Below are 21,062 nucleotides of genomic sequence, written 5' to 3'. Positions count from 1 at the left end.
AAATTACCTGCCAGCCCCCGGTTTTGGCCTGTCTGGTTTCTCTACCCTAAACTCTACCCGGCGGTTAATACGTTTGTCTTCGTCGGTTTTTTCTTCGCGCAGGGGTTTGCTGCTGCCATAGCCAATGGCTATTATACGACCTTCCTGCAGGTTCACTTTCTGTTCTATGTAGCGGCGTATAGCATTCGCCCGGTCCTGAGACAGTTCCTGGTTGAAATCGGCATTTCCGGCACCATCTGTATGGCCCGAAATCTCGAGCATATAGGTGGGGTGGTCAATCAGGAAAAAAGCAACTTCATCCAGAATAGGCTCCATTTCTTTTTTGATATCCGATTCCATGGGGTCAAATTCGATGTTCTCGAACACCAGCGGAATGTTGTAATCTATGAGCGTGGTCATCACCTGCAGCGACGTGTCGTTCTGCAGCGATAACTCCCGCTCAATGGTAAAAAAGTCAGGGCTCTGAATAATGATCATGTAGCGCGAATGGTCGATGAGGTTAAATTCAAAAGAACCATCGGGCCGAATGTATTTAGAGGAAATTTCGATGCCATTTTCCAGGTCGATAACGGAAATAACGCCCGAAAGTGGCTTCTGCGTGACTGAATCTACCAGCGTACCCTCTACTTTGGTTACAGCTAGCGGGTGCGCCTCCATGGGCAACGGAAAAGAAAACAGATCCAGGTTCTCGATGTTGTCGGCTTCGGAGCGGGCGTAGTAGAGGTTTTTGGAGTCGGTATCTATCGTAAAATAGTATTCGCTGCCCTTACCGTTTACCAACGGACCAATGTTCATGGGTTCCTGCCACTTCCCTTTAACCTTATAGGTTTTATAAATATCGAAATCGCCGAAATTAAAAAGCTGCCCCCTGGAGCTAAAATACAGCACCTGGTAGAGGGGGTGGAAAAAAGGACTAACCTCACTCTCGCGGGTGTTTATAACTGGGCCCATGTTCTTGGCCGGAGCCCAGTCGCCGCTTTTGCGCTTGTAGGTAAAGTATATGTCGGAGAGGCCGAACCCTCCCAGGCGGTCGGAGGCAAAGTAAAGGGTATCTTCTGTTGTCGAAAGGCTAGGCTGTGAGTCCCAGGCGTAGCTGTTTACATTAGCTCCGAGGTTTTTTATCTGGCCCCAGGTGCCATCGGGTTGCAGGATGGCCGAGTAAATGTCGCAGTTGCCCAGTCCATCTGGTGCTTCGCAACGGGCAAAATACATGGTTTTGCCATCGCGGGTCAGGCACGCCGATCCTTCGTTATAAATGCTGTTAAGGGGTTTGCCAAACGCTTTGGCATCCTGCCAGTGGCCGTTTACCTGCCTGGAGTAAAACAAGTCTTCGTTCGACTTGCCGTGTATGCCCTGTATGTTGCGTTTCGATGTAAATATCAGAAGCTCATTGTCTTTGCTCAGCGCCGGGCCGTAATCTTCATAAGCAGAATTGATGGCATTCCCCATGTTCAGGTAAACACCTTTTGGCGGCTTAAACGTAGTAATCTTTTTGCGGTACTCTACCAGCTCATAGTAGTAGTCGAGGGGTACGTAAAAATCTTTGGTGTTTTGCTCCAGCGAGTCGTAATAGGATTGCACCCGGCGGGCATCGGAGCGGTGGTGCTTCAGAACGAGCCTAAACATGGCAACGGCCTTCTCCTTTTGCCCCTGCCGCTCATAAAGCTGCCCTAATCGCCAGAGCAGGTGCGTATCTTTGTAAAAATTTTCGATGGCGAAGTTTTTAACATATTTCTCCAGTAGCGGCAGTACCTGTTTGTATTGTTTCCGTTTCTCAAGCTTCTGGATAGTAGCTAATGCTTTGCGGTCGTTGTAATAAGAAATTACATTAATATTAGAAAATTGTAGTTGAAAACCGACAGATGGGGTATTTTTGTGAACTTTAGTCTGAGCAGAATCCAACGGGACATGCTGATACTGCCCTGCGCTGAGGAATGGCAACAGAAAAAAAGACAAAAAGAACCCGAAAAGGGAATTGAACTTCATTAACCCGTATACATTTACTATAGGCTCAAAGATATTGTTTTTAGCAAATAAATTTGATAACAACAATCACTCTCTAAGTATTTATTTTTTGAAGAAAAGAAGACTCCAGGGTTTTAATTAGAGAATTGCCTCGGCTGTAGCTTACAACTAAATTCCGCAGCTTGTGCTGCAGGCTGAATTAAAGGCGACCATCAGAAATTAAAACTACAATTGTTGTGCGGTTGCCTGCCATAAACTGCAGGCTTGGCACAGGTCTTGACTATACACGTACTACTTACAGAGAAAGCATACTGCTGCTATTTTCTGTCAAACTGGCACTAATCTGACTTATGACATATAATTCCAATAACTTTTTACACCAGCTTTTGATGAGCGATATCACCGGAGAAGAAAATGATGACATGATTCCAATTATCACATTGGATCCGGACGAGAATGTTTCAACTGAAGACTTGCCTGATGAGTTGCCTATTTTAGCTGTCCGAAACACAGTGCTGTTTCCGGGCGTGGTGCTGCCGATTACGGTAAGCCGCAAAAAATCGGTGAGGCTGGTGCGTAAAGCTCATAAGGGCGATAAAACCATTGGTGTTGTGGCCCAGAAAAACATGACCAGCGATGAGCCTGCCGCAGAAGACCTGTTTGAGGTAGGCACGGTAGCTAAAATCCTGAAAATGCTGGTGCTGCCAGATGGTAATACCACCATTATAATTCAAGGGCAGAGCCGCTTTAAGATAGAGGAAATTACCCAAGAAGATCCTTTTCTGCAGGCTCGCATCAGCTACTGCACCGAAACGTTCCCAAACAAAAAGAGCAAAGAGGTAAAGGCACTGGTGCAGTCGCTGAAAGATGCGGCGGCTAAAATGCTGAAACTCAGCCCTGAAATTCCGCAGGAGGCGCAGGTAGCCCTCGATAATATAGATAGCCCTAGCTTTCTGACGCACTTTCTGTCGTCGAACCTGAATGTGGAGGTGGCCCAGAAGCAGCAGCTCTTAGAGGTAAACGACGGGGCAGAGCGTGGCACCCAGCTGTTGGAACTGATGCTGCGCGAAATACAGTTGCTGGAGCTAAAGCAGGAGATCCATACCAAAGTACACACCGATATAGACCAGCAGCAGCGCGACTATTTTCTGCGGCAGCAGATAAAGGTGCTGCAGGATGAACTGGGGCAGGAGGGACCCGACCAGGAGATTGCCAGGTTCAGAGAGCGTGCCGCCAAAAAGAAATGGCCTGAGCCAGTTGCCAAGCACTTTAGCAAGGAGATAGAAAGGCTGGCGCGAGTAAATCCGCAGGCGGCTGAGTATCCGGTGGCGGTAAACTACCTTGAGTTCCTGCTCGACCTGCCATGGAACGAGTATACCAAAGACAATTTTAACCTGAAGCGCACTAAAAAAATTCTGGATGCCGACCATTACGGCCTCGAGAAGGTGAAAGACAGGATTATAGAATACCTGGCCGTGTTGAAACTGAAGCAGGACATGAAAGCGCCGATTCTGTGCCTTTACGGACCTCCGGGCGTAGGTAAAACGTCGCTTGGTCGTTCGGTTGCCAAGGCATTGGGCCGCGAGTATGTCAGGATGTCATTAGGAGGTGTGCGCGATGAGGCAGAAATTCGCGGGCACCGGCGCACCTATGTGGGGGCCATGCCGGGAAAGATCATCAACCAGATCAAGAAAATAGGTTCATCTAACCCGGTTATCATTCTGGATGAGATCGACAAGCTGGCTTCCGATTTCCGTGGTGACCCGTCTTCGGCTCTGCTCGAGGTGCTGGACCCGGAGCAGAACCACACCTTCCTGGACAATTACCTGGATGTGGAGTACGACCTCTCGAAGGTGCTCTTTATTGCGACTGCCAACTCTTTAGATACCATACAGCCTGCCCTGCGCGACCGGATGGAGATAATTGAGCTGACCGGCTATACTCTGGAAGAGAAAACCGAGATTGCCAGGCGTCACCTGGTGCCGAAGCAGGTAAGCGAGCATGGTTTAAAGGAGGAAGACGTGAAGGTGCCGAAAGCAACCATTCAGAAGGTAATAGAAGATTACACCCGCGAATCTGGTGTGCGGAGCCTGGAGCGCAAAATCGGGCAACTGGTTCGGAACACGGCCAAGCTGAAGGCCATGGAGGAGGAGTTTACTCCTGCCATTAAGCCAGAAGATGTGGTGAAGATTCTGGGATCGGAGATCTTCGACAAAGAAATTTACCAGGACATAGACACAGCTGGCGTGGTAACCGGCCTGGCCTGGACATCGGTAGGAGGGGATATCCTCTTCATCGAGTCTATTCTGAGCAGAGGCAAAGGCAAACTTACCTTATCGGGGCAATTGGGCGATGTAATGAAAGAGTCGGCTATGACGGCTATTTCTTACCTGAAGGCACATGCTGAACTCCTGGATATCGATTACAGGCTTTTCGACCAGTACGACCTGCACATTCACTTCCCGGAAGGTGCTGTTCCGAAAGACGGACCATCTGCGGGTATCGCTATTTTTACTTCTATTGCCTCGGTGTTTACGCAGCGCAAGGTTCGTGCACGCCTGGCTATGACCGGTGAGATTACCTTACGGGGTAAAGTGCTACCTGTAGGCGGTATAAAAGAGAAGATTTTGGCTGCACGCCGTGCCGGCATCTCTGACATTATTCTATGCCAGAAAAACCGCAAAGACATAAACGAAATTCCGGAGAACTACATTAAAGGCCTGAAAATACATTATGTTGACCGCGTGGATGATGTGGTAAAGCTGGCCCTGCTGAAAGAGAAAGTGAAATACCCGCTAAAGCTAACGGTAACAGAAGAGAAGCCGGTGGTGGAGTAGCAGAAGAGCCGTTTTGTTTAAGCAGACTATCAGAAACTGAAGTTTATTACGTTCTGGTAAAAGTGTGGCCGCAAGCTCTTGCATACCCTTGACCCTATTTAATGGAAATAGCCTTCGGAAGGCTATTTCCATTAGAATAATTTGATTAACGCGTTAATGGTTAAATATTCTGAGGTGCTGATTTTTTAGTTGAAAGTTAGAAGATAGGGGAGAAGCTGCACTTTGGCTGGGATAATAGCTTTTAACTCACGAGAAGTTTCTCCTCCTGCATCTATGTATATAAAGGATAACAATTTAGCCATTTAACCATTAAACAATTTAAAAAGAGCTGCTTAACTTAAGGGCATGGTAAAAAAAGTAAGTGCAGTTATGGCCTTGCTCCTGGGTGTGGTAATGGGAGCCAATGCGCAGCTGGGAGGGCAGCGGACCTTCTCCTTTCTGGAGTTGCCTTCTAACGCGAAGCTGGCAGCACTGGGCGGCGTAAACGTAAGCTCCTGGAGCCACGATGTAAACATGGTAGCAGCTAACCCTGGCCTGCTCCAGTCCGAAATGGATAACCAGCTCTCGCTTAGCTACACCGGCTACTTAGGCGATATAACCCACAGCAACCTGATGTATGGCTTCCACAACGAGAAGTTTGGCCGCTATACAGTAGGTTTGAATTACATTAACTACGGCAACTTTATCAGGCGAGATGCTAATGGCATGGAGCTTGGCACTTTTTCGGTGAACGACTATACCTTTAGCCTGAGCCATGCCCGGCAAACAGAGGCCTTCACAATCGGGGCTACCCTTAAAATGGCTGTGTCGAGTATGGCTGGCGACAAAGCAGTAGGTGTGCTGGCCGATGTGGGTGGCAGTTTTAAACACCCGGAAGAAGATTTTACGGTTGGCCTCGCTTTTAAGAACATTGGCTACCAGCTAAAGCCCTTCGATGGCGGTGAGAGGCAACCAATGCCTTTTGATGCGCAACTAGGCCTGAGCTACAAGCCAGAGCACATGCCCGTGCGGCTGTCGCTTACCGCGCACCGGCTTTACCAGTTCGACATTGTGTACCTCGACCCAAATGAGCGGGGAGCACTCGATGAGAACGGCGAGGAGATAAAAGAAGAGAAAAAACTGGGCGATAAAATAGCCCGCCACTTTGTGGCAGGTGCAGAGTTTGTTTTCAGTAAGAACTTTCAGCTGCGGGCGGGGTATAACCACCTGCGCCGTAAGGAACTTCGGCTAGATACGGCCTCTGGTGGTGCAGGCCTTTCGTTGGGTGCCATGTTGCGGGTTCGGTCCTTTGAGCTGAATTATGGAGCTGCCTTCTTCCACCCGTCCGGCGGAAGCCACTATATTACCGTAAGTACCAATACAAGCACCTTCCTGAAACGGAAAAGCAGTTGAAGAGCTGCGCTAAATTAAAAATTAGAAATTAAAAATTAGGAATGTTTAAAATACTGCTTCAAATCATTTATAGAAGCGATTTTCAGGGTTTCTAATTTTTGAGTTGCTGAAGCCTTTATGACCGCTTTACAAAGCTGTTATAAAGACCGACAGATAAATAAATGAGATTTCAAATTAACAACCAATTGAAATGTTAGAGTCCTTAGAACACTTAACCCCGGCTCAGATAGTAGCAGAACTGGATAAATATATTATAGGTCAGAAAGATGCCAAGCGAAATGTAGCCATTGCGCTCCGAAACCGCTGGCGCAGAATGAATGCCGATGAGAACATCAGGCGCGAAATAGTGCCGAACAATATTCTGATGATTGGTGCAACAGGTGTGGGTAAAACAGAAATTGCCCGCCGGCTGGCCAAAATTGCCGATGCTCCTTTTACCAAAGTAGAAGCCTCTAAATTTACGGAGGTTGGCTATGTAGGCCGCGATGTGGAGAGCATGGTACGCGACCTGGTAGAGCAGTCGGTGAACATGGTGAAGGCTGCCAAAAAAGAAGAGGTAAAGCAGAAAGCGGCAGAGGTGGTAGAAGACATCATATTAGATGCCCTTATACCGCCAATACAGAGCCGTGGTGCAGCGCCTGTGTCTTTTAGCTCCGACGCTAACGCGATGCCCGATACCGATTACGAACTTAACGAGCGCACCCGCGAAAAATTCAGAGAGAAAATCCGCAATGGTGAGCTCGAAGACCGCAAGATTGAGATAAGGGTGCAGCAGAGCGCTTTGCCAGGTGTAGGCGTTATGGGCCCCGGCATGGACGAAGCTTCTATGATGAACATCCAGGAGATGATCAGTGGCATGATGCCCAAGAAAACCAAAAAGCGCAAAGTGACCATTGCGGAAGCCCGCAAAATTCTGCTCGAAGAAGAAGCCGCCAAACTAATCGATATGGACGAGGTGAAGGAAGAGGCGATTTTTAAGGCAGAGAACGCAGGCGTGATCTTTATAGATGAGATCGACAAAGTAGCCAGTTCCAGCAAGAAAAGCGGTGGCCCCGACGTGAGCCGCGAAGGCGTGCAGCGCGACCTGCTCCCGATTGTAGAGGGCAGCGCTGTGAACACCAAATACGGCATCATCAACACCGACCATATCCTGTTTATCGCAGCCGGTGCGTTTCACGTGGCCAAACCATCCGACCTGATTCCGGAGTTGCAGGGCCGCTTCCCGATTCGTGTGGAGCTGCAAAGCCTGACCAAAGAGGACTTCTACCAGATCCTGAAGTTCCCGAAAAACGCGCTCACCAAGCAGTACGAAGCCTTGTTGGCCGCAGAAGACGTAGAGCTAACCTTTGCCGACGAAGCCCTGGACGAAATAGCTTCTATTGCCTTTGAAGTAAACGCAGAAGTAGAAAACATAGGTGCCCGTAGGCTGCACACCGTTATGAGCCGCTTGCTAAACGAGATTTTGTTCGATGTGCCGGATAAAATAGGAGCCAACGCCAAAATACTGGTAACCCGCGAAATGGTGCTCGAAAGATTATCTGATATGGTTCGCAACCGCGACCTTAGCCAGTATATTTTGTGAGTTAAAGAGTTAGAAAGTTAGAGAGTTAAAAGTTAGATTTTCTGCTTTCGATTTTATAGGACAGGAGCTTTTGCTGTGGCAGGGGCTCCTGTTTTTTTGTTGCTGATGCCTTTGCTTACATGAGTATATTCTAAAGGGTTTAAGGAGGCAATTGCTGTTTTGCCTCATCAGAGGCTGTGTCCGCAGTAGCGGCGTTATACTATAACGCCGCTACAGAACGATTTACAGGAGTCAATGATTAGATGTTGGGGCAATTGTTTATTCTCCCATTCACTCACTCGAAATTTATACCTTATGAAGTCTGATGCGTTTGTAAAGAGTATGAGATCGTGCAGTAAAAGCCTTCTATTCGTATAAAAACAATGCCCACCGCCTTGCCAGATATCGTGCTGCTGCTTTTGCTGGCTGGTAGTTACCTGTTGCTGCTGGTGGCTGTGTACCGGGCGCTGCAGCAGAAAGACTCGTTAAGGGCGCAAGGCAGAAACGTGACAGCGGCTCAGGCTGCCGTAACTGTCACCACTCTAGCCTCACTTTATTTTGCTAAAACAGCCATCACAGGATTTTTACTCTCCCTGGCTTTGCTGTTGCTTATCTTTTTCGTGCTGTTGCTGTACCTGAACACATACTTAAACAAATAGCCGGAGCATCTGCAAACTACTATCTTTCGTAATCTATACTTTATCGTTCTATATATTAGCAGCATGAACTACTACATTATAACAGGGGCCAGCAAAGGCATAGGCAAGGCAATAGCAGAAGAACTTTTGCAAGATGAAAGTAACTATGTGATCGGGGTATCCCGCACGAACAGCATCAACCACAAAAATTACCGTTTTCAACCGCTCGATTTTTCGGACCTGGAAGGAGTGGAGCATAACCTGCATAAAATTTTTACGCCTTTAAAAGATGCAGACCGGCTTGTGCTGATCAACAATGCGGGTGTGCTCGGCGATATAGGTTATGTGGGTGAGCAACTACCCAACGACTTGTTTAAATTCGTGATGGATGTAAATGTGGTGGTGCCGGCTATTTTTATGAACACTTTTCTGCAGGTGTACCACAAGCAGCCTTGCCCTAAAGTTATTGTCAACATCAGTTCCGGAGCAGGCAAATACCCCATCGATGGCTGGGCCAGTTACTGTGCCTCCAAAGCCGCCCTCGACATGCTTTCGCTCACTGTGCAGAAAGAGCAGGAGGTGCGCCATGCTAAAGTAAAAGTGTTTTCGCTATCGCCGGGTGTGGTAGACACAGGCATGCAGGAGCAGATAAGAGAGTCGAATGCCACGCAGTTTAGCGCTGTAGAAAAATTCAGGCAATACAAAACAAGTGGCGAGTTATCTGCACCAGAGGCAGTAGGTCAGAAAATCGTGAAGTTCCTGCATGAGACCGACAAGTATGATGACATTATTTTATCGGTAAGAGATATGTGATTTTAACTTGAAGTTTACCTGTTCACGAGGAAGCGCTGCCGCAAAGGCAGCGCTTTTTTGGTTATAAGTTATCAGTTACTTTGCCAGAGTTCTTGAACAGTCCGAATGGTTTATCTTAGCCTTCTACAACCCTTGACCATTTTCTGCCCAAATTCCTTTTGAAGGTCATTTTCATTAGCATAATCGATGATTAATAGATGCTGATTGTTAAACTGGTTATTGCTCAGAAGCCTTTGCAGGGACCACAAAAGCTGCCTTGTAAACTATTTTTGCTAAAATGGTATATATATGCTAAAATACTATATGTTTGCACTAACAAATGTAAGTTAGATAGAAAAAGCCGGAACTACTTATGAAGCACCCTCTATGCCCCCGCTGCGAAGCGCAACATGTTGTAAAAAGTGGTATCATAAACGAAAGGCAACGGTATCGCTGCAAAAAGTGCAGCTATTATTTTACCGTAAGCAAACTTGGCAAGAACATCGATAGCTACTATGTTACAAAAGCGCTGCAGCTGTACATAGAAGGGGTGAGTTACCGCGAAATAGAACGCATTCTGGGGGTAAGCCATGTGTCGGTTATGAACTGGGTGCGGAAATACAAGGTAAAGCAACCGGAGCAAACGGAGTACCACCCCTCCTACAAAGTGTTGAGCCACAGCGAGCTGGTAGCACACATGCAGTCGGCTAAAAACCTGCAAGGCGCTGGTATGATGATAACAGAACTCGGCGACAAATACATGATGATTAAGTGGAAACGCTTTAAAGAATAACTGCGGTTTAGGTTCTGCCTAAGCACTACTATACTCACTTCTCTCCACCTTAGCGAACCTATATTGCAGGCAGCTATAGTTAATTAGCATTTGTATACACGCGAATCGTCTTTCTCTCCAAACCTGCCTATACTTATAGCTGATTCAGAATTTAAAATTCAAAATTAGAGATTAACATGGCGCGAACGTCCTCGCTCGTGACCTCTATTCTGCGGCCTTTGGCCGCTTTGAATTTTGATTGTCGTACATCACCTACATTTAGGTTCGGCAGCACAAGCAGTATGTATCTAAAACCTAATATCTAAAATCGAGCATCTAACACCCAGCATCTATAAAAATGGAAAATAACAAAGCGAGAATGAAAGAGTATTGGCGGCGCAATGTCCGGATCCTGATCATACTGCTCAGTATTTGGTTTATTGTATCGTTTGGCTGCGGCATATTGTTCGCAGAGGAGCTAAACCAGTTCCGGTTTGCAGGCTTTAAACTAGGTTTCTGGTTTGCGCAGCAAGGCGCTATCTACGCGTTTGTGCTCATCATTTTTGTGTACGTGTGGCTCATGAACCGGCTCGACCGCGAATTCGATGTGCACGAAGATTAATTGTTAAACGCAACAAGAAACAGAACAGACCCATGGGAATATTAACCTGGACCTACATTATCGTCGGGATTACATTTGCTATTTATATCGGCATCGCCATCTGGTCCAGAGCCGGATCAACAAAAGAGTTCTACGTGGCCGGGGGCGGTGTTTCTCCGCTTGCCAACGGTCTGGCCACAGCTGCTGACTGGATGTCGGCTGCCTCCTTTATCTCTATGGCGGGCCTTATCTCGTTTATGGGCTACGATGGCTCGGTGTACCTGATGGGCTGGACAGGCGGTTACGTGCTACTGGCTTTGCTGCTGGCCCCGTACCTGCGCAAGTTCGGCAAGTTTACCGTTCCCGATTTTGTAGGCGACCGCTACTACTCCAAAACGGCCCGCTTGGTGGCCGTAATATGTGCCATCTTTATTTCCTTTACCTATGTGGCAGGCCAGATGCGGGGCGTGGGCATCGTGTTCTCCCGCTTCCTGGAAGTAGAGATCGAGACTGGCGTGATTATCGGTATGATTATCGTGCTTTTTTATTCTGTGCTTGGCGGCATGAAAGGTATTACCTACACCCAGGTGGCACAGTTCTGTGTCCTGATTATTGCCTACATGGTGCCTGCCATCTTTATCTCCATTATGCTGGTGGGTACTCCTATTCCGCAAATAGGTTTAGGCAGCGAGCTAACTGATGGAAGCGGTTATCTGCTCGACCGGCTGGATGGCCTGCTCACCGAGCTTGGTTTTGGTGCCTACACCAGCGGCAGCAAAGCTAAGATAGATGTGTTTTTTATTACGGCTGCCCTTATGGTAGGCACAGCTGGTTTGCCGCACGTAATTGTGCGCTTCTTTACGGTGCCACGGGTAAAAGATGCGCGTCGCTCTGCCGGGTTTGCGCTGCTTTTTATTGCCATTCTATACACCACAGCACCTGCCGTAGGAGCCTTCGGGATGTACAACATGCTCAGCACCACCAGCAACCAGCCTATCGCCTCTATGCCGCAGTGGGTAGAGAACTGGCAAAAAACCGGTCTGATTGGTGTAAACGATAAAAATGCGGATGGCATAATTCAGTATGTGCAGGACGCGGAGCGGAACGAACTGATGATAGACAAAGACATTATGGTGCTGGCCAACCCTGAAATTGCCCGATTGCCAAACTGGGTAGTGGCCCTGGTAGCAGCTGGCGGACTGGCAGCGGCGCTTTCTACTGCAGCCGGCCTGTTGCTGGTTATCTCCAGCGCTATTTCTCACGACCTGCTCAAAAAATCGGTTATGACGGGCATCTCAGAAAAACAGGAGTTGGTAGCGGCGCGTGTGGCTGCTACAGCCGCTGTGGTTATAGCTGGCTACTTCGGCATTAATCCGCCCGGCTTTGTGGCCGAAGTGGTGGCCTTTGCCTTTGGTCTGGCGGCTGCTTCTTTCTTCCCGGTTATCATCATGGGTATTTTCTCCACACGTATGAATAAGGAAGGGGCCATCTGGGGTATGATCACAGGCCTGCTCTTCACGATCGGTTATATTCTGTACTTTAAATTTATTAACCCGGCCGCCAACGTACCCGAAAACTGGATCTTCAGGATTTCGCCGGAAGGAATCGGTACATTAGGTATGCTGCTGAATTTTGTAGTCTGCACCGTGGTATCGAGGTTCACGCCGCCGCCGCCCCTGCACATTCAGGAGCTGGTTGAAGATATCCGGATACCAAGAGGCGCAGGAGAAGCCGTGCACCACTGATGTTTAATTAGAAATTAATATTTTGAACATGCCCCCTGTAGCCGCACCCCTCGCGGGTGCTCATGCCCCCAAACATCAAAATACCTCCGGAAGGCCATTCTCATTCAAATAATTGCTGATTGTTAAATGGCTTAATGGTTAAATAGTTGATTTGGAAATTTGAAGATGGAGGAATTTTATTGAGTGAATGAGAGGATGAATGTATGAAAACTCTTAACTAAAAAAATCCTGTGTCTTACGTCCCAAAATGCCTCCGGAAGGCCATTTTCATTAGAATAATTGCTGATCCGGAACCACCATACACCATTGCCGGTAGCCTGGCAATTATTAACATCAGGGGAAAAATTAAATGAAAAGACAGTTGGAAGAGCCTTAGTAAAGCTGTCCTGAACAGATCAGCAACTCACAAATAGGAAACAGGTGAAAAATTTTTCTACGGCTGTCATTTGAGCATATTTTCTGACATTTCTAATTTTTAATTTGGCGAAGTCCCTTCGCAGAAAAGTCTATGAAAGAGAATGAGAAGCTGAAAGTGCTGATTGTGGACAATGAGCCGGGAATTCTGATGCCGCTGGAGTTCCTGATGCGCAAGAGCGGCTATGAGGTGTACATCGCCTGCAACGGCACAGAGGCTATGGAAAGCATAGACAAGGAGCTGCCGCAGGTGGTAGTGCTCGACCTGATGATGCCCGACGTGGATGGATATGAAGTGTGCCGCTACCTGCGCCGGAAAAAGGAAATGGGACAGGCCAAAGTGATCATCATCAGTGCCAAAACAAAAGAAGAAGACATGCAGAAAGCCTATGCTGCCGGAGCCGATATGTACCTGCCAAAGCCATTCTCAACGCGCCAGTTGGTAGAAAAAGTAAAGGAGCTGGTAGCCTGATTCTGAGCCAGATAGCTGTAAATTCAAAAACGATGTCCTAACTTTTATTTCTGAACCGTGTTAAATTGGTATTAATACTGAATTCAACAACCACACTATTATTTACGACCATGACAAATTACCAGATAAAGACATTTGAAGATTACCAGGAAGCCTATAAAGCAAGCGTGGAGGATCCTGCCGGGTTCTGGGCAGACATTGCCGGCACCTTTAAGTGGCACAAAAAGTGGAACACCGTATTGGAATGGGACTTTGAAAAGCCAGACGTGAAATGGTTTGTAGGTGCTAAACTCAACATTACCGAAAACTGCCTCGACCGCCACCTGAAGACTAGGGGCAACAAGCTGGCCCTTATCTGGGAATCGAACGACCCAAAGGAACGGTTTATCCGCTACACGTACCGGGAGCTGCATGAGAAGGTGTGTCAGTTTGCCAATGTGCTTAAAAACAACGGTGCCAAAAAAGGCGACCGTATCTGCATTTACATGCCCATGATTCCTGAACTGGCTATTGCCGTGCTGGCCTGTGCCCGTATTGGGGCCGTGCACTCGGTGGTGTTTGCCGGTTTCTCTGCAGCGTCTATGGCCGATCGTATTCAGGATGCCGACTGCTCTATGGTGCTTACCTCTGATGGCCTGAACCGAGGTGCCAAGCAGATACCGGTAAAAAGGGTGGTAGACGAGGCACTGCAGACCTGCCCTTCCGTAAAAAAAGTAATTGTGGTGGAGCGTCTGGGCTGGGCCGTGAACATGGTAGAAGGCCGTGATGTATGGTACCACGAAGAGGTTGTGAATGCAGCTAAAGAGTGTCCGGCAGAAGAGATGGATGCGGAAGACATACTGTTTATTCTCTACACTTCGGGCTCCACTGGCAAACCGAAAGGCGTGGTGCACACAGTGGGCGGCTATATGGTGTATTCGCAATACAGCTTTAGTAATGTGTTTCAGCCGGAAGAAAGCGATGTGTTCTGGTGTACGGCCGATATTGGCTGGATTACAGGGCACACTTACCTGCTTTACGGCCCGCTACTGAACGGTACCACCACGCTTATGTTCGAAGGCATTCCGACTTATCCCGATGCCGGCCGTTTCTGGCAGGTGGTCGATAAGTTTGGTGTGAACATTTTCTACACAGCGCCTACAGCCATACGGTCGCTTATGGGAGCCGGCGAAGACCACGTGCTTTCCTACAGCCTCGACTCGCTCAAGGTGCTGGGCTCAGTGGGGGAGCCGATAAACGAGGAAGCCTGGTATTGGTACTACATCCATGTGGGCAAAGAAGAATGTCCGCTGGTAGATACCTGGTGGCAAACCGAAACAGGCGGCATCATGATTTCCTCGCTTGCAGGTGTTACACCTACCAAACCGAGCCATGCCGCTTTTCCTTTGCCCGGCATACAGCCCGTGCTGCTCGACAGCGACGGCAAAGAGATTACAGACAATGAAGTAGAAGGCTACCTGTGCATGAAATTCCCGTGGCCCGGCATGATCCGGACCACCTACGGTGACCACGAGCGCTGCCGCCTGAGCTACTTCTCGACCTACAAAGGCTATTATTTTACCGGCGACGGTGCCAAGCGCAACAAAGACGGCCTGTACCGTATTATAGGCCGTGTAGATGATGTTATTAACGTATCAGGCCACCGCTTTGGCACTGCTGAAATAGAAGAGGCCATTAACCACAACAAGCATGTGGTGGAGTCGGCGGTGGTCGGATATCCGCACGATGTAAAAGGGCAGGGAATCTATGCTTTCGTTATCTGCAACGAACCTCCCAGAAATGTAGACCATCTACGTGCTGAAATAGTAGAGACTGTAGCCAAAAAGATTGGTAAAATTGCCAAACCCGACAAAATTCAGATTGTGTCTGGCCTGCCCAAAACACGTTCCGGCAAGATTATGCGCCGCATCCTGCGCAAAGTAGCCGAAGGCGACACCTCTAACCTCGGCGACACCGCCACGCTCCTCGACCCGGACATTGTAGATGAAATTGTGAAAGGTGCTCTGTAAAAGGACGCAAGACACAGGACACAGGCTTTTAATTTTTTATGGAAAGCTCCTGCAGTTCGTGCTGCAGGAGCTTTTTGTTTGCTGGTTTCTGGCTGGAAATAAACGTGATAAACCAGAAACTACCCTTGTGCCTAAAAAGCAAAATAAGCTTCGGAAGGCCTTTTTCATTAGAATAATACCAAATCGCATCAACTTCTTTCCCTAACTACATCTATTTTTCTGTCATCTTGGAAAGATCTTGTAGGCGAGAACCATGAATGATTGCGAAAAGAGATGAGGAAATGCCTTGGAAGAGCTTTAATATGAAGTGGCATTAATTTGCTTTGGAAGGGGGAGGAGTTGGGGCGGCTGTGGTTATATAGCTTCTATTCTGTTTAGGATTTTACTTTATTAATTGGATCTATAGGAGAATTGTTTATAATTCATTTTATTGAGCTGCGATGGCTTTTCTCTCGCAATACTGGTGAATGCTATCTTCATACATAGTGCAGATAAGCCGAATATTTGGTTTATGATCTAGTTATCTAAAATAGGAAGTTAATGAAGAACATGTTACTTGTACTTTTTCTTCTCTCGTGTAAGCCAAAGGATAATGAACTTCTGAATGAATTTGAGTTTTGTGAGCCTAAGCAAGAACAAGCATTAAGACAAGATAATACGGACCCTTTTCTGTTTGCTTTTCGTGAAAGAACCAGACTTAAAAATGGTGATTGGTACAGAGCAAAAGTGTTTTTAGTCAATCACTCTATTCCCTCGGAATATTCTGACAGTACAGTAGTAAAATTTCTTCCAGCTAGTGCATCCTATGAAGAAGTCTTGAAGAATGGTGTGAATGCAGTGGTAGTAGGTGATACAGGGTATATTAAGTTTAATACCCATCAACAAAGCATCGTAAAAGGAGACTCTGTATTGAAGCAATGGACTGCAATTTATACTAACCCTGCAATTCCATATAATAGGGAATACAAAGTTCATGTGGAGTACTTTTTAAAAGGAAAATAAAACTAAATTAGATAACCACACATTTACTATAGCTTCGCCATGGCAAAGCCAAGTCCGTTGTGCGGCAATACTGAACAAACCTTGCTTTAACATGCCATTTTGCTAATACCTTAACACAGAGGATAGAAAACAAAAACGTATTGTTGGATTAAAATGTAAAGTGAACGACCTGACACCATAATGAAAGACAGACAATCAAGCTAACTCACTTTCTAAAACTGGGCGAAGAAACTGAATGAAAGAAATGCAACCATATAACGGCCTGATTCGGCAAATTGGAGAGCTGCTTAAAACCGGGCGGGAACAGGCCGGGCGGGCTATTAATACCATTCTGGTACAAACCTATTGGCAAATAGGCAAACACATTGTAGAATTTGAGCAGGGAGGCAAAGCGAAAGCGGAATACGGAGCTGAACTGTTAGACCGTTTATCGAAAGACTTGACCTTGGAGTTCGGCAAAGGCTTCAGTCGGTCAAATTTGTTTCAAATCAGGCAATTCTATAGCCGGTTTCCAAAAGTCCAGACACTGTCTGGACAATTAAGCTGGAGCCATTACACTGAAATACTAAAAGCTGACAATGACCTGGAGATCAGCTTTTATGCCAGGCAATGCGAAAAGGAAAACTGGAGCGTGCGTGAGCTGAAACGCCAGATGAAAAGCATGCTGTTTCACAGGCTGGCATTGAGCAAAGACAAAGCTGGCGTGTTGCAGATAGCAGAACAGGGAGCCGAAATTCAAAAGCCTGCCGATATTATTAAAGACCCTTATGTATTTGAGTTTTTGGGCATTTCGCAGCAGTTCCACTATAAAGAAGGCGAACTGGAAGAAAAACTGATCCGGAATTTAGAAGAGTTTCTGTTGGAACTAGGCAAAGGCTTTGCTTTTATTGGCCGGCAATATAGAATAAGTCTGGCTAACCGGCATTTCTTTGTAGACCTGGTTTTTTACCACCGCATTCTTAAATGCTTTGTATTAATTGACCTGAAACGGGGCGAAATAGAGCATAACGACATTGGGCAGATGAACCTGTACCTGAACTATTTTGCCAGAGAAGAAAACGTGGAAGGCGACAACCCGCCAATTGGTATTGTTTTAGGCGCTTACAAAGATCATATTTTGGTCGAATACGCCACAGAGAATATCAGTAACCAGCTATTTGTAAGCAAGTACCAGCTTTACCTGCCAGATAAAGCGGAGCTATCGGCGGAGCTTGAAAAATTGTTAGAAGATGATACAAACTAACTATAACCCCGGCGTATTATTCTGCCTTGCCAATTTAAGCAACAACGAAGTTTTTACGCCGCCTAACCTGGTAAACGACGTCCTGGGTTTGCAGGAATGGGCATTTCAGATTAATCCTTTAAAATAAACGACTATGTACTTAGCGGTTAAAGATGTAAAAGCTCATGCCGACTATCGTTTATTGTTGACTATTGAAAATCGAGAAAAAGTCAATTTGGTGTGAAGCCCTATCTTCATTTAGGAATATTTCAGGAACTGTAAGATGAGTGCCTTGTCAAAACTGTAAGAAAAAGCTTTAATACCACGGAGTGGGCCAACGAAGCGGATTTTGGCCTTTGTGAGGCTGCAGCTCGATCTGTGCAATTATATGGAAAATAAAAAGGAGTGGCACAAACCACTCCCTTTACAAGTAAACAACTAAAGGTAATCCATCTTAAAAAACTTAATGCGATTCGTTTGTTTCGTAGCCCAGCACGGCGAGCTTAGTAGGCTGCCCGGAAACAGTGTGTTTCTGCACCTGCGAGAAATTAGTCAGACTGATCTGATGTACTTCTCCTAAGGCAGGCACTGCGATGTAGGCATACTTGGCAGTAGCTTCCAAAACAGGCTTAAAGGTGTCAGCTGTATTGGTTGGGGCTATCACATTTCCTTCTTTCTTCAGGTTTCCGGAAGCCAGGTCATATACCTTTAATGTGCCATCGTGCAGCAGCGCCAGCAGGTTTTTGCCGGCTGCATCAAGTTTGCACTGCATAATATCGGTATTCTCGATAATGGGAGTAAACCTGTTGGAGGCAAGATCGATAAAATAAGCGCCCTTTAGGTTTGTGTACCCGATAAATTTATTTGCTCCTTTGGCATACAGCACGGTGCCTACACGCGTAGTACCCCAGCCCTCCGGGTTCGGGATCAGGCGCTGCTGACCGGCTTGCGTTACCACCAAAGCACCTCCCTCTACACCAAAAACAGCGTTGCTACCATCTGTGGCATTGCCATGCAAGCGGCTTACAGGCAGCGATGAGGCATGAACCGTAGCACCGGCAGAATTTATGATTTTAACTCCATGTGGGCCCGACAGCGAAGAAGCAGGGTCGGTGAGCGTAATGGCGTAGTTGCCGTTGCTGAACTTGGCCATAGCTCCGTGGTGGGGCGCAACTCCAGCCTGAATGACCCGCATAGTGGCTCCGGGCGTATGAAAGTCTGCTTCGCTGCCTACACTTAGCGTACCATCGCCATCGTTAAAAACAATAGATTCTGTTCCTTCTGATTTGAAGTGCGACGGTCTGCTGCCACTGCTGGTCATGGCACCAAACTTAGGCGTTCCCTTTACATCTACATGGTCGCCGTGGTACTCCAGGCCGGTATCGAAAAACTGCACATGATTCTGGCTACCGAAGAGCATAGCGGCAAAACGGCCCGATGCCGTGCTGTAAAGATTGGCGTTGGCATAAGGTGCTTCAAAAGTGGAGGTAGTGCCATCATACGGGTTTACTTGCGTAATGGTGTTGGCCGTGCCATCAGCAACGAGCAGTCGCACGTACCTGAATTCTGTGGCGGGTTCCGCAATTTCGGGGTCATTCTTATCGCAGGAAGAAAAGGCTGCGACTGCTAAAAAAGAAAGGAACAGTTTGTAAAAAGAGGCTCTCATATGTTGTATTTAATTGAAACAATGTTGCAAGTATAAACTTAATGCAAGTATGTTGCAAATCAGGAGAGTTATTTTTTTATAAATGCGCAGCAGGCGAGGCAGCTTTTAATGAGAAAACTTGAAAAGTTGAAGATTTCTGAATCATAGACTTCGATTGTAAGATTACTGGAACGCACTTTTAGAGAAGGGGAGAAGTGCCTGCCAGAAAAGTAGTTGCACGAACCTTGGCATAATTTCTTATCTAATCCTTCTGAAGGACTTTTTCATTAGAATAATTGCTGTTTACTCAATTGTTCATTGGTTAAAGGATTGCGTAAGGAGTCTGAATATGAAAAGGTTTGGAATGTCTGATGAAGAAAATAGTAGACAACCTGGCTCTTGTATTGCTTACCAGCAGACATCTGCCATTTTAAAAGAACAGTTGTAAGCACTCTCCTTGCAAAGCCCCCGCCAAAGCTGTAATTTCAAACTTCTAAACTAAGCGCACATGCAAGCAACCAATACCATACAGGAGCGGGTGCACGAGTTCCTGAAGCAATACCCACCCTTTAGCCTGGTAAAGGAGGAAGAGCTGCGAGCCATTGCCCAACAGGTGCGGGTGTTGTATATGGAGCCGGAGCAGGTGCTTTTTGCGCAGGGCGATGCCGCACATGATTATTTTTATGTGGTGCGGCAAGGTTCTGTGCGGCTCGAACTGCAGGACCCTGAGCGCATAGGGCAGATTTTGCTCCTCGATGTTTGCGATGAAGGCGATGTGTTTGGCGTACGGGCGCTTATTGTGCGTAAAAGCTATTCTTCTACGGCTGTAGCCGGCGAGGAAACCCTCTTGTATGCTATTCCGAGCAAACCTTTCGAACACATTCTGGCCGAAAACGAAGAAGTAGAACTTTACTTCGCGGCAGGCTTTGCAGCGGGTGCCTCTGCCTTGCGCCGCACCATGACTCACACGCAGAAAGCCCGTGTTGGCTTGCGCAAAGGTGCTGGTGCTGTGCATCCGCAGCGCCTGGAAGAACTGGTAAAAGTGGCCGCCGACAAAGACCTGCTGGCGTGCCTGCCGGACACTCCCATTCAGGAAGCTGCCCAACGCATGACCACCAAAAACTCCAGCTTTATGTTGGTATGGGATGCGCAGCAGCGGCCAATCGGCATTGTAACCGATACCGACATGCGCAAAAGAGTGGTAACCGGGCGCGTGGGCATAGAAGAACCCGTTACAGCCATCATGACCAGCCCGGTTATAACCATTGCCCCGGAACCAGCCATGGCCGATGCCCTCATCCGAATGATCCGGAACCGGGTAAAGCATATTTGCGTAACTGCCGACGGAACTCCCAAAAGCAAGGCAGAGGCAGTTCTGACAGAGCACGACCTGCTGCTGACGCAGGGCAACAACCCGGCGGTGCTGGTGTGGGAAATACGGCAAACAAACGTAGAAAACCTGCCGGGTATACGCGAGCGGGCCGAAGAACTGCTGCAGAAATACCTGGAGCAAGAAGTAAAGATCTCGTTTATAGCGGGCATCATCACCGAAATAAACGATGCTATAATGGTGCGGGCGCTGCAGCATGCCGAAGAAGTGCTGGGCGAGCCGCCGGTGCCGTATTGCTGGCTCTCGATCGGGAGTGAGGGGCGCGAAGAGCAGTTGCTGCGAACCGACCAGGATAACATGCTCATTTTTGAGGATGTACCGGCTGCAGCCGTAAAGGAAGTGCAGACGTATTTTCTGCAACTGGCCGACATGGTGCAGCAGGTGCTGGAGCAGTGTGGTTTTTACAAATGCCGCGCTAACATGATGGCTACTAACCCTCTGTGGTGCCAGCCACTGTCGGTCTGGAAAAAATATTACCACAGCTGGATACAGGAGCCTACGGAGCAGGCGCTGCTGAATGCTTCTATCTTCTTCGACTTCCGGCCAATTTTCGGGGACTTTAGCCTGAGCGCCCAACTAACAGATTGCATTTACGAGGAGCTTTC

At 47.5% G+C, this 21,062-nt stretch carries 16 protein-coding genes; 14 read left to right on the top strand and 2 right to left on the bottom strand.

The genetic code is table 11. The features are described from left to right. Positions 1–3: 3 nt before the first annotated feature. Positions 4–1,986, bottom strand: a complete 1,983-nt coding sequence (locus FVR03_RS03195; RefSeq protein ID WP_147920324.1) for an OmpA family protein — start codon at positions 1,984–1,986, stop codon at positions 4–6. Positions 1,987–2,315: 329 nt separating this feature from the next. Between FVR03_RS03195 and lon the strand changes: the two genes are divergently transcribed. The 13 genes from lon to FVR03_RS24240 all read left to right on the top strand — a co-directional run bounded on the left by lon (position 2,316) and on the right by FVR03_RS24240 (position 17,570). Then, positions 2,316–4,802, top strand: a complete 2,487-nt coding sequence (gene lon / locus FVR03_RS03190) for an endopeptidase La (protein ID WP_147920323.1) — start codon at positions 2,316–2,318, stop codon at positions 4,800–4,802. A gap of 345 nt (positions 4,803–5,147) precedes the next feature. Then, on the top strand, positions 5,148–6,194 hold the full coding sequence (gene porQ, locus FVR03_RS03185; RefSeq protein ID WP_147920322.1) for a type IX secretion system protein PorQ: 1,047 nt from the start codon (positions 5,148–5,150) through the stop codon (positions 6,192–6,194). A 190-nt stretch (positions 6,195–6,384) separates the two neighbouring features. Continuing rightward, a complete protein-coding gene (gene hslU, locus FVR03_RS03180) occupies positions 6,385–7,776 on the top strand; it encodes an ATP-dependent protease ATPase subunit HslU (protein ID WP_147920321.1) in 1,392 nt (463 codons plus the stop codon). 362 nt (positions 7,777–8,138) lie between these two features. Beyond that, a complete protein-coding gene (locus tag FVR03_RS03175) occupies positions 8,139–8,414 on the top strand; it encodes a hypothetical protein (protein ID WP_147920320.1) in 276 nt (91 codons plus the stop codon). 63 nt (positions 8,415–8,477) lie between these two features. Next, positions 8,478–9,206, top strand: a complete 729-nt coding sequence (locus FVR03_RS03170) for an SDR family NAD(P)-dependent oxidoreductase (RefSeq protein WP_147920319.1) — start codon at positions 8,478–8,480, stop codon at positions 9,204–9,206. A 352-nt stretch (positions 9,207–9,558) separates the two neighbouring features. Beyond that, on the top strand, positions 9,559–9,978 hold the full coding sequence (locus FVR03_RS03165; RefSeq protein ID WP_147920318.1) for an IS1/IS1595 family N-terminal zinc-binding domain-containing protein: 420 nt from the start codon (positions 9,559–9,561) through the stop codon (positions 9,976–9,978). 337 nt (positions 9,979–10,315) lie between these two features. Further along, on the top strand, positions 10,316–10,579 hold the full coding sequence (locus tag FVR03_RS03160) for a DUF4212 domain-containing protein (protein ID WP_147920317.1): 264 nt from the start codon (positions 10,316–10,318) through the stop codon (positions 10,577–10,579). Between the two features lie 32 nt (positions 10,580–10,611). Next, entirely contained in the window at positions 10,612–12,303 is a 1,692-nt protein-coding gene (locus FVR03_RS03155) for a sodium:solute symporter family protein (RefSeq protein ID WP_147920316.1), read from the top strand. Positions 12,304–12,811: 508 nt separating this feature from the next. Then, complete coding sequence (locus FVR03_RS03150; RefSeq protein ID WP_147920315.1) at positions 12,812–13,189, top strand: response regulator transcription factor; 378 nt, start codon at positions 12,812–12,814, stop codon at positions 13,187–13,189. A 110-nt stretch (positions 13,190–13,299) separates the two neighbouring features. Then, positions 13,300–15,198 carry an acetate--CoA ligase gene (acs, locus tag FVR03_RS03145; protein ID WP_147920314.1) on the top strand — a complete coding sequence of 633 codons (1,899 nt, stop codon included), beginning with the start codon at positions 13,300–13,302 and terminating at the stop codon, positions 15,196–15,198. 549 nt (positions 15,199–15,747) lie between these two features. Further along, positions 15,748–16,200, top strand: a complete 453-nt coding sequence (locus tag FVR03_RS03140; protein ID WP_147920313.1) for a hypothetical protein — start codon at positions 15,748–15,750, stop codon at positions 16,198–16,200. Positions 16,201–16,444: 244 nt separating this feature from the next. Then, positions 16,445–17,443 (top strand): PDDEXK nuclease domain-containing protein, encoded by a 999-nt coding sequence (locus FVR03_RS03135; protein ID WP_222707164.1) that lies wholly within the window; start codon positions 16,445–16,447, stop codon positions 17,441–17,443. Next, positions 17,430–17,570, top strand: coding sequence for a hypothetical protein (locus FVR03_RS24240; protein WP_187270025.1), 141 nt, complete (start codon positions 17,430–17,432; stop codon positions 17,568–17,570). The genes FVR03_RS03135 and FVR03_RS24240 overlap by 14 nt, the downstream gene beginning before the upstream one ends. Before the next feature lie 315 nt (positions 17,571–17,885). Here the strand turns inward: FVR03_RS24240 and FVR03_RS03125 are convergent, their stop codons facing one another. Then, positions 17,886–19,088, bottom strand: coding sequence for a hypothetical protein (locus FVR03_RS03125; protein ID WP_147920311.1), 1,203 nt, complete (start codon positions 19,086–19,088; stop codon positions 17,886–17,888). 487 nt (positions 19,089–19,575) lie between these two features. Between FVR03_RS03125 and FVR03_RS03120 the strand changes: the two genes are divergently transcribed. After that, positions 19,576–21,062 (top strand): DUF294 nucleotidyltransferase-like domain-containing protein (locus FVR03_RS03120; protein ID WP_147920310.1); only part of this gene is annotated, 1,487 nt, incomplete at its 3' end.

It is taken from the genome of Pontibacter qinzhouensis, from assembly GCF_008017455.1.
GTDB lineage: Bacteria > Bacteroidota > Bacteroidia > Cytophagales > Hymenobacteraceae > Pontibacter > Pontibacter qinzhouensis.
This window is presented reverse-complemented; position numbering and strand designations above follow the sequence as displayed.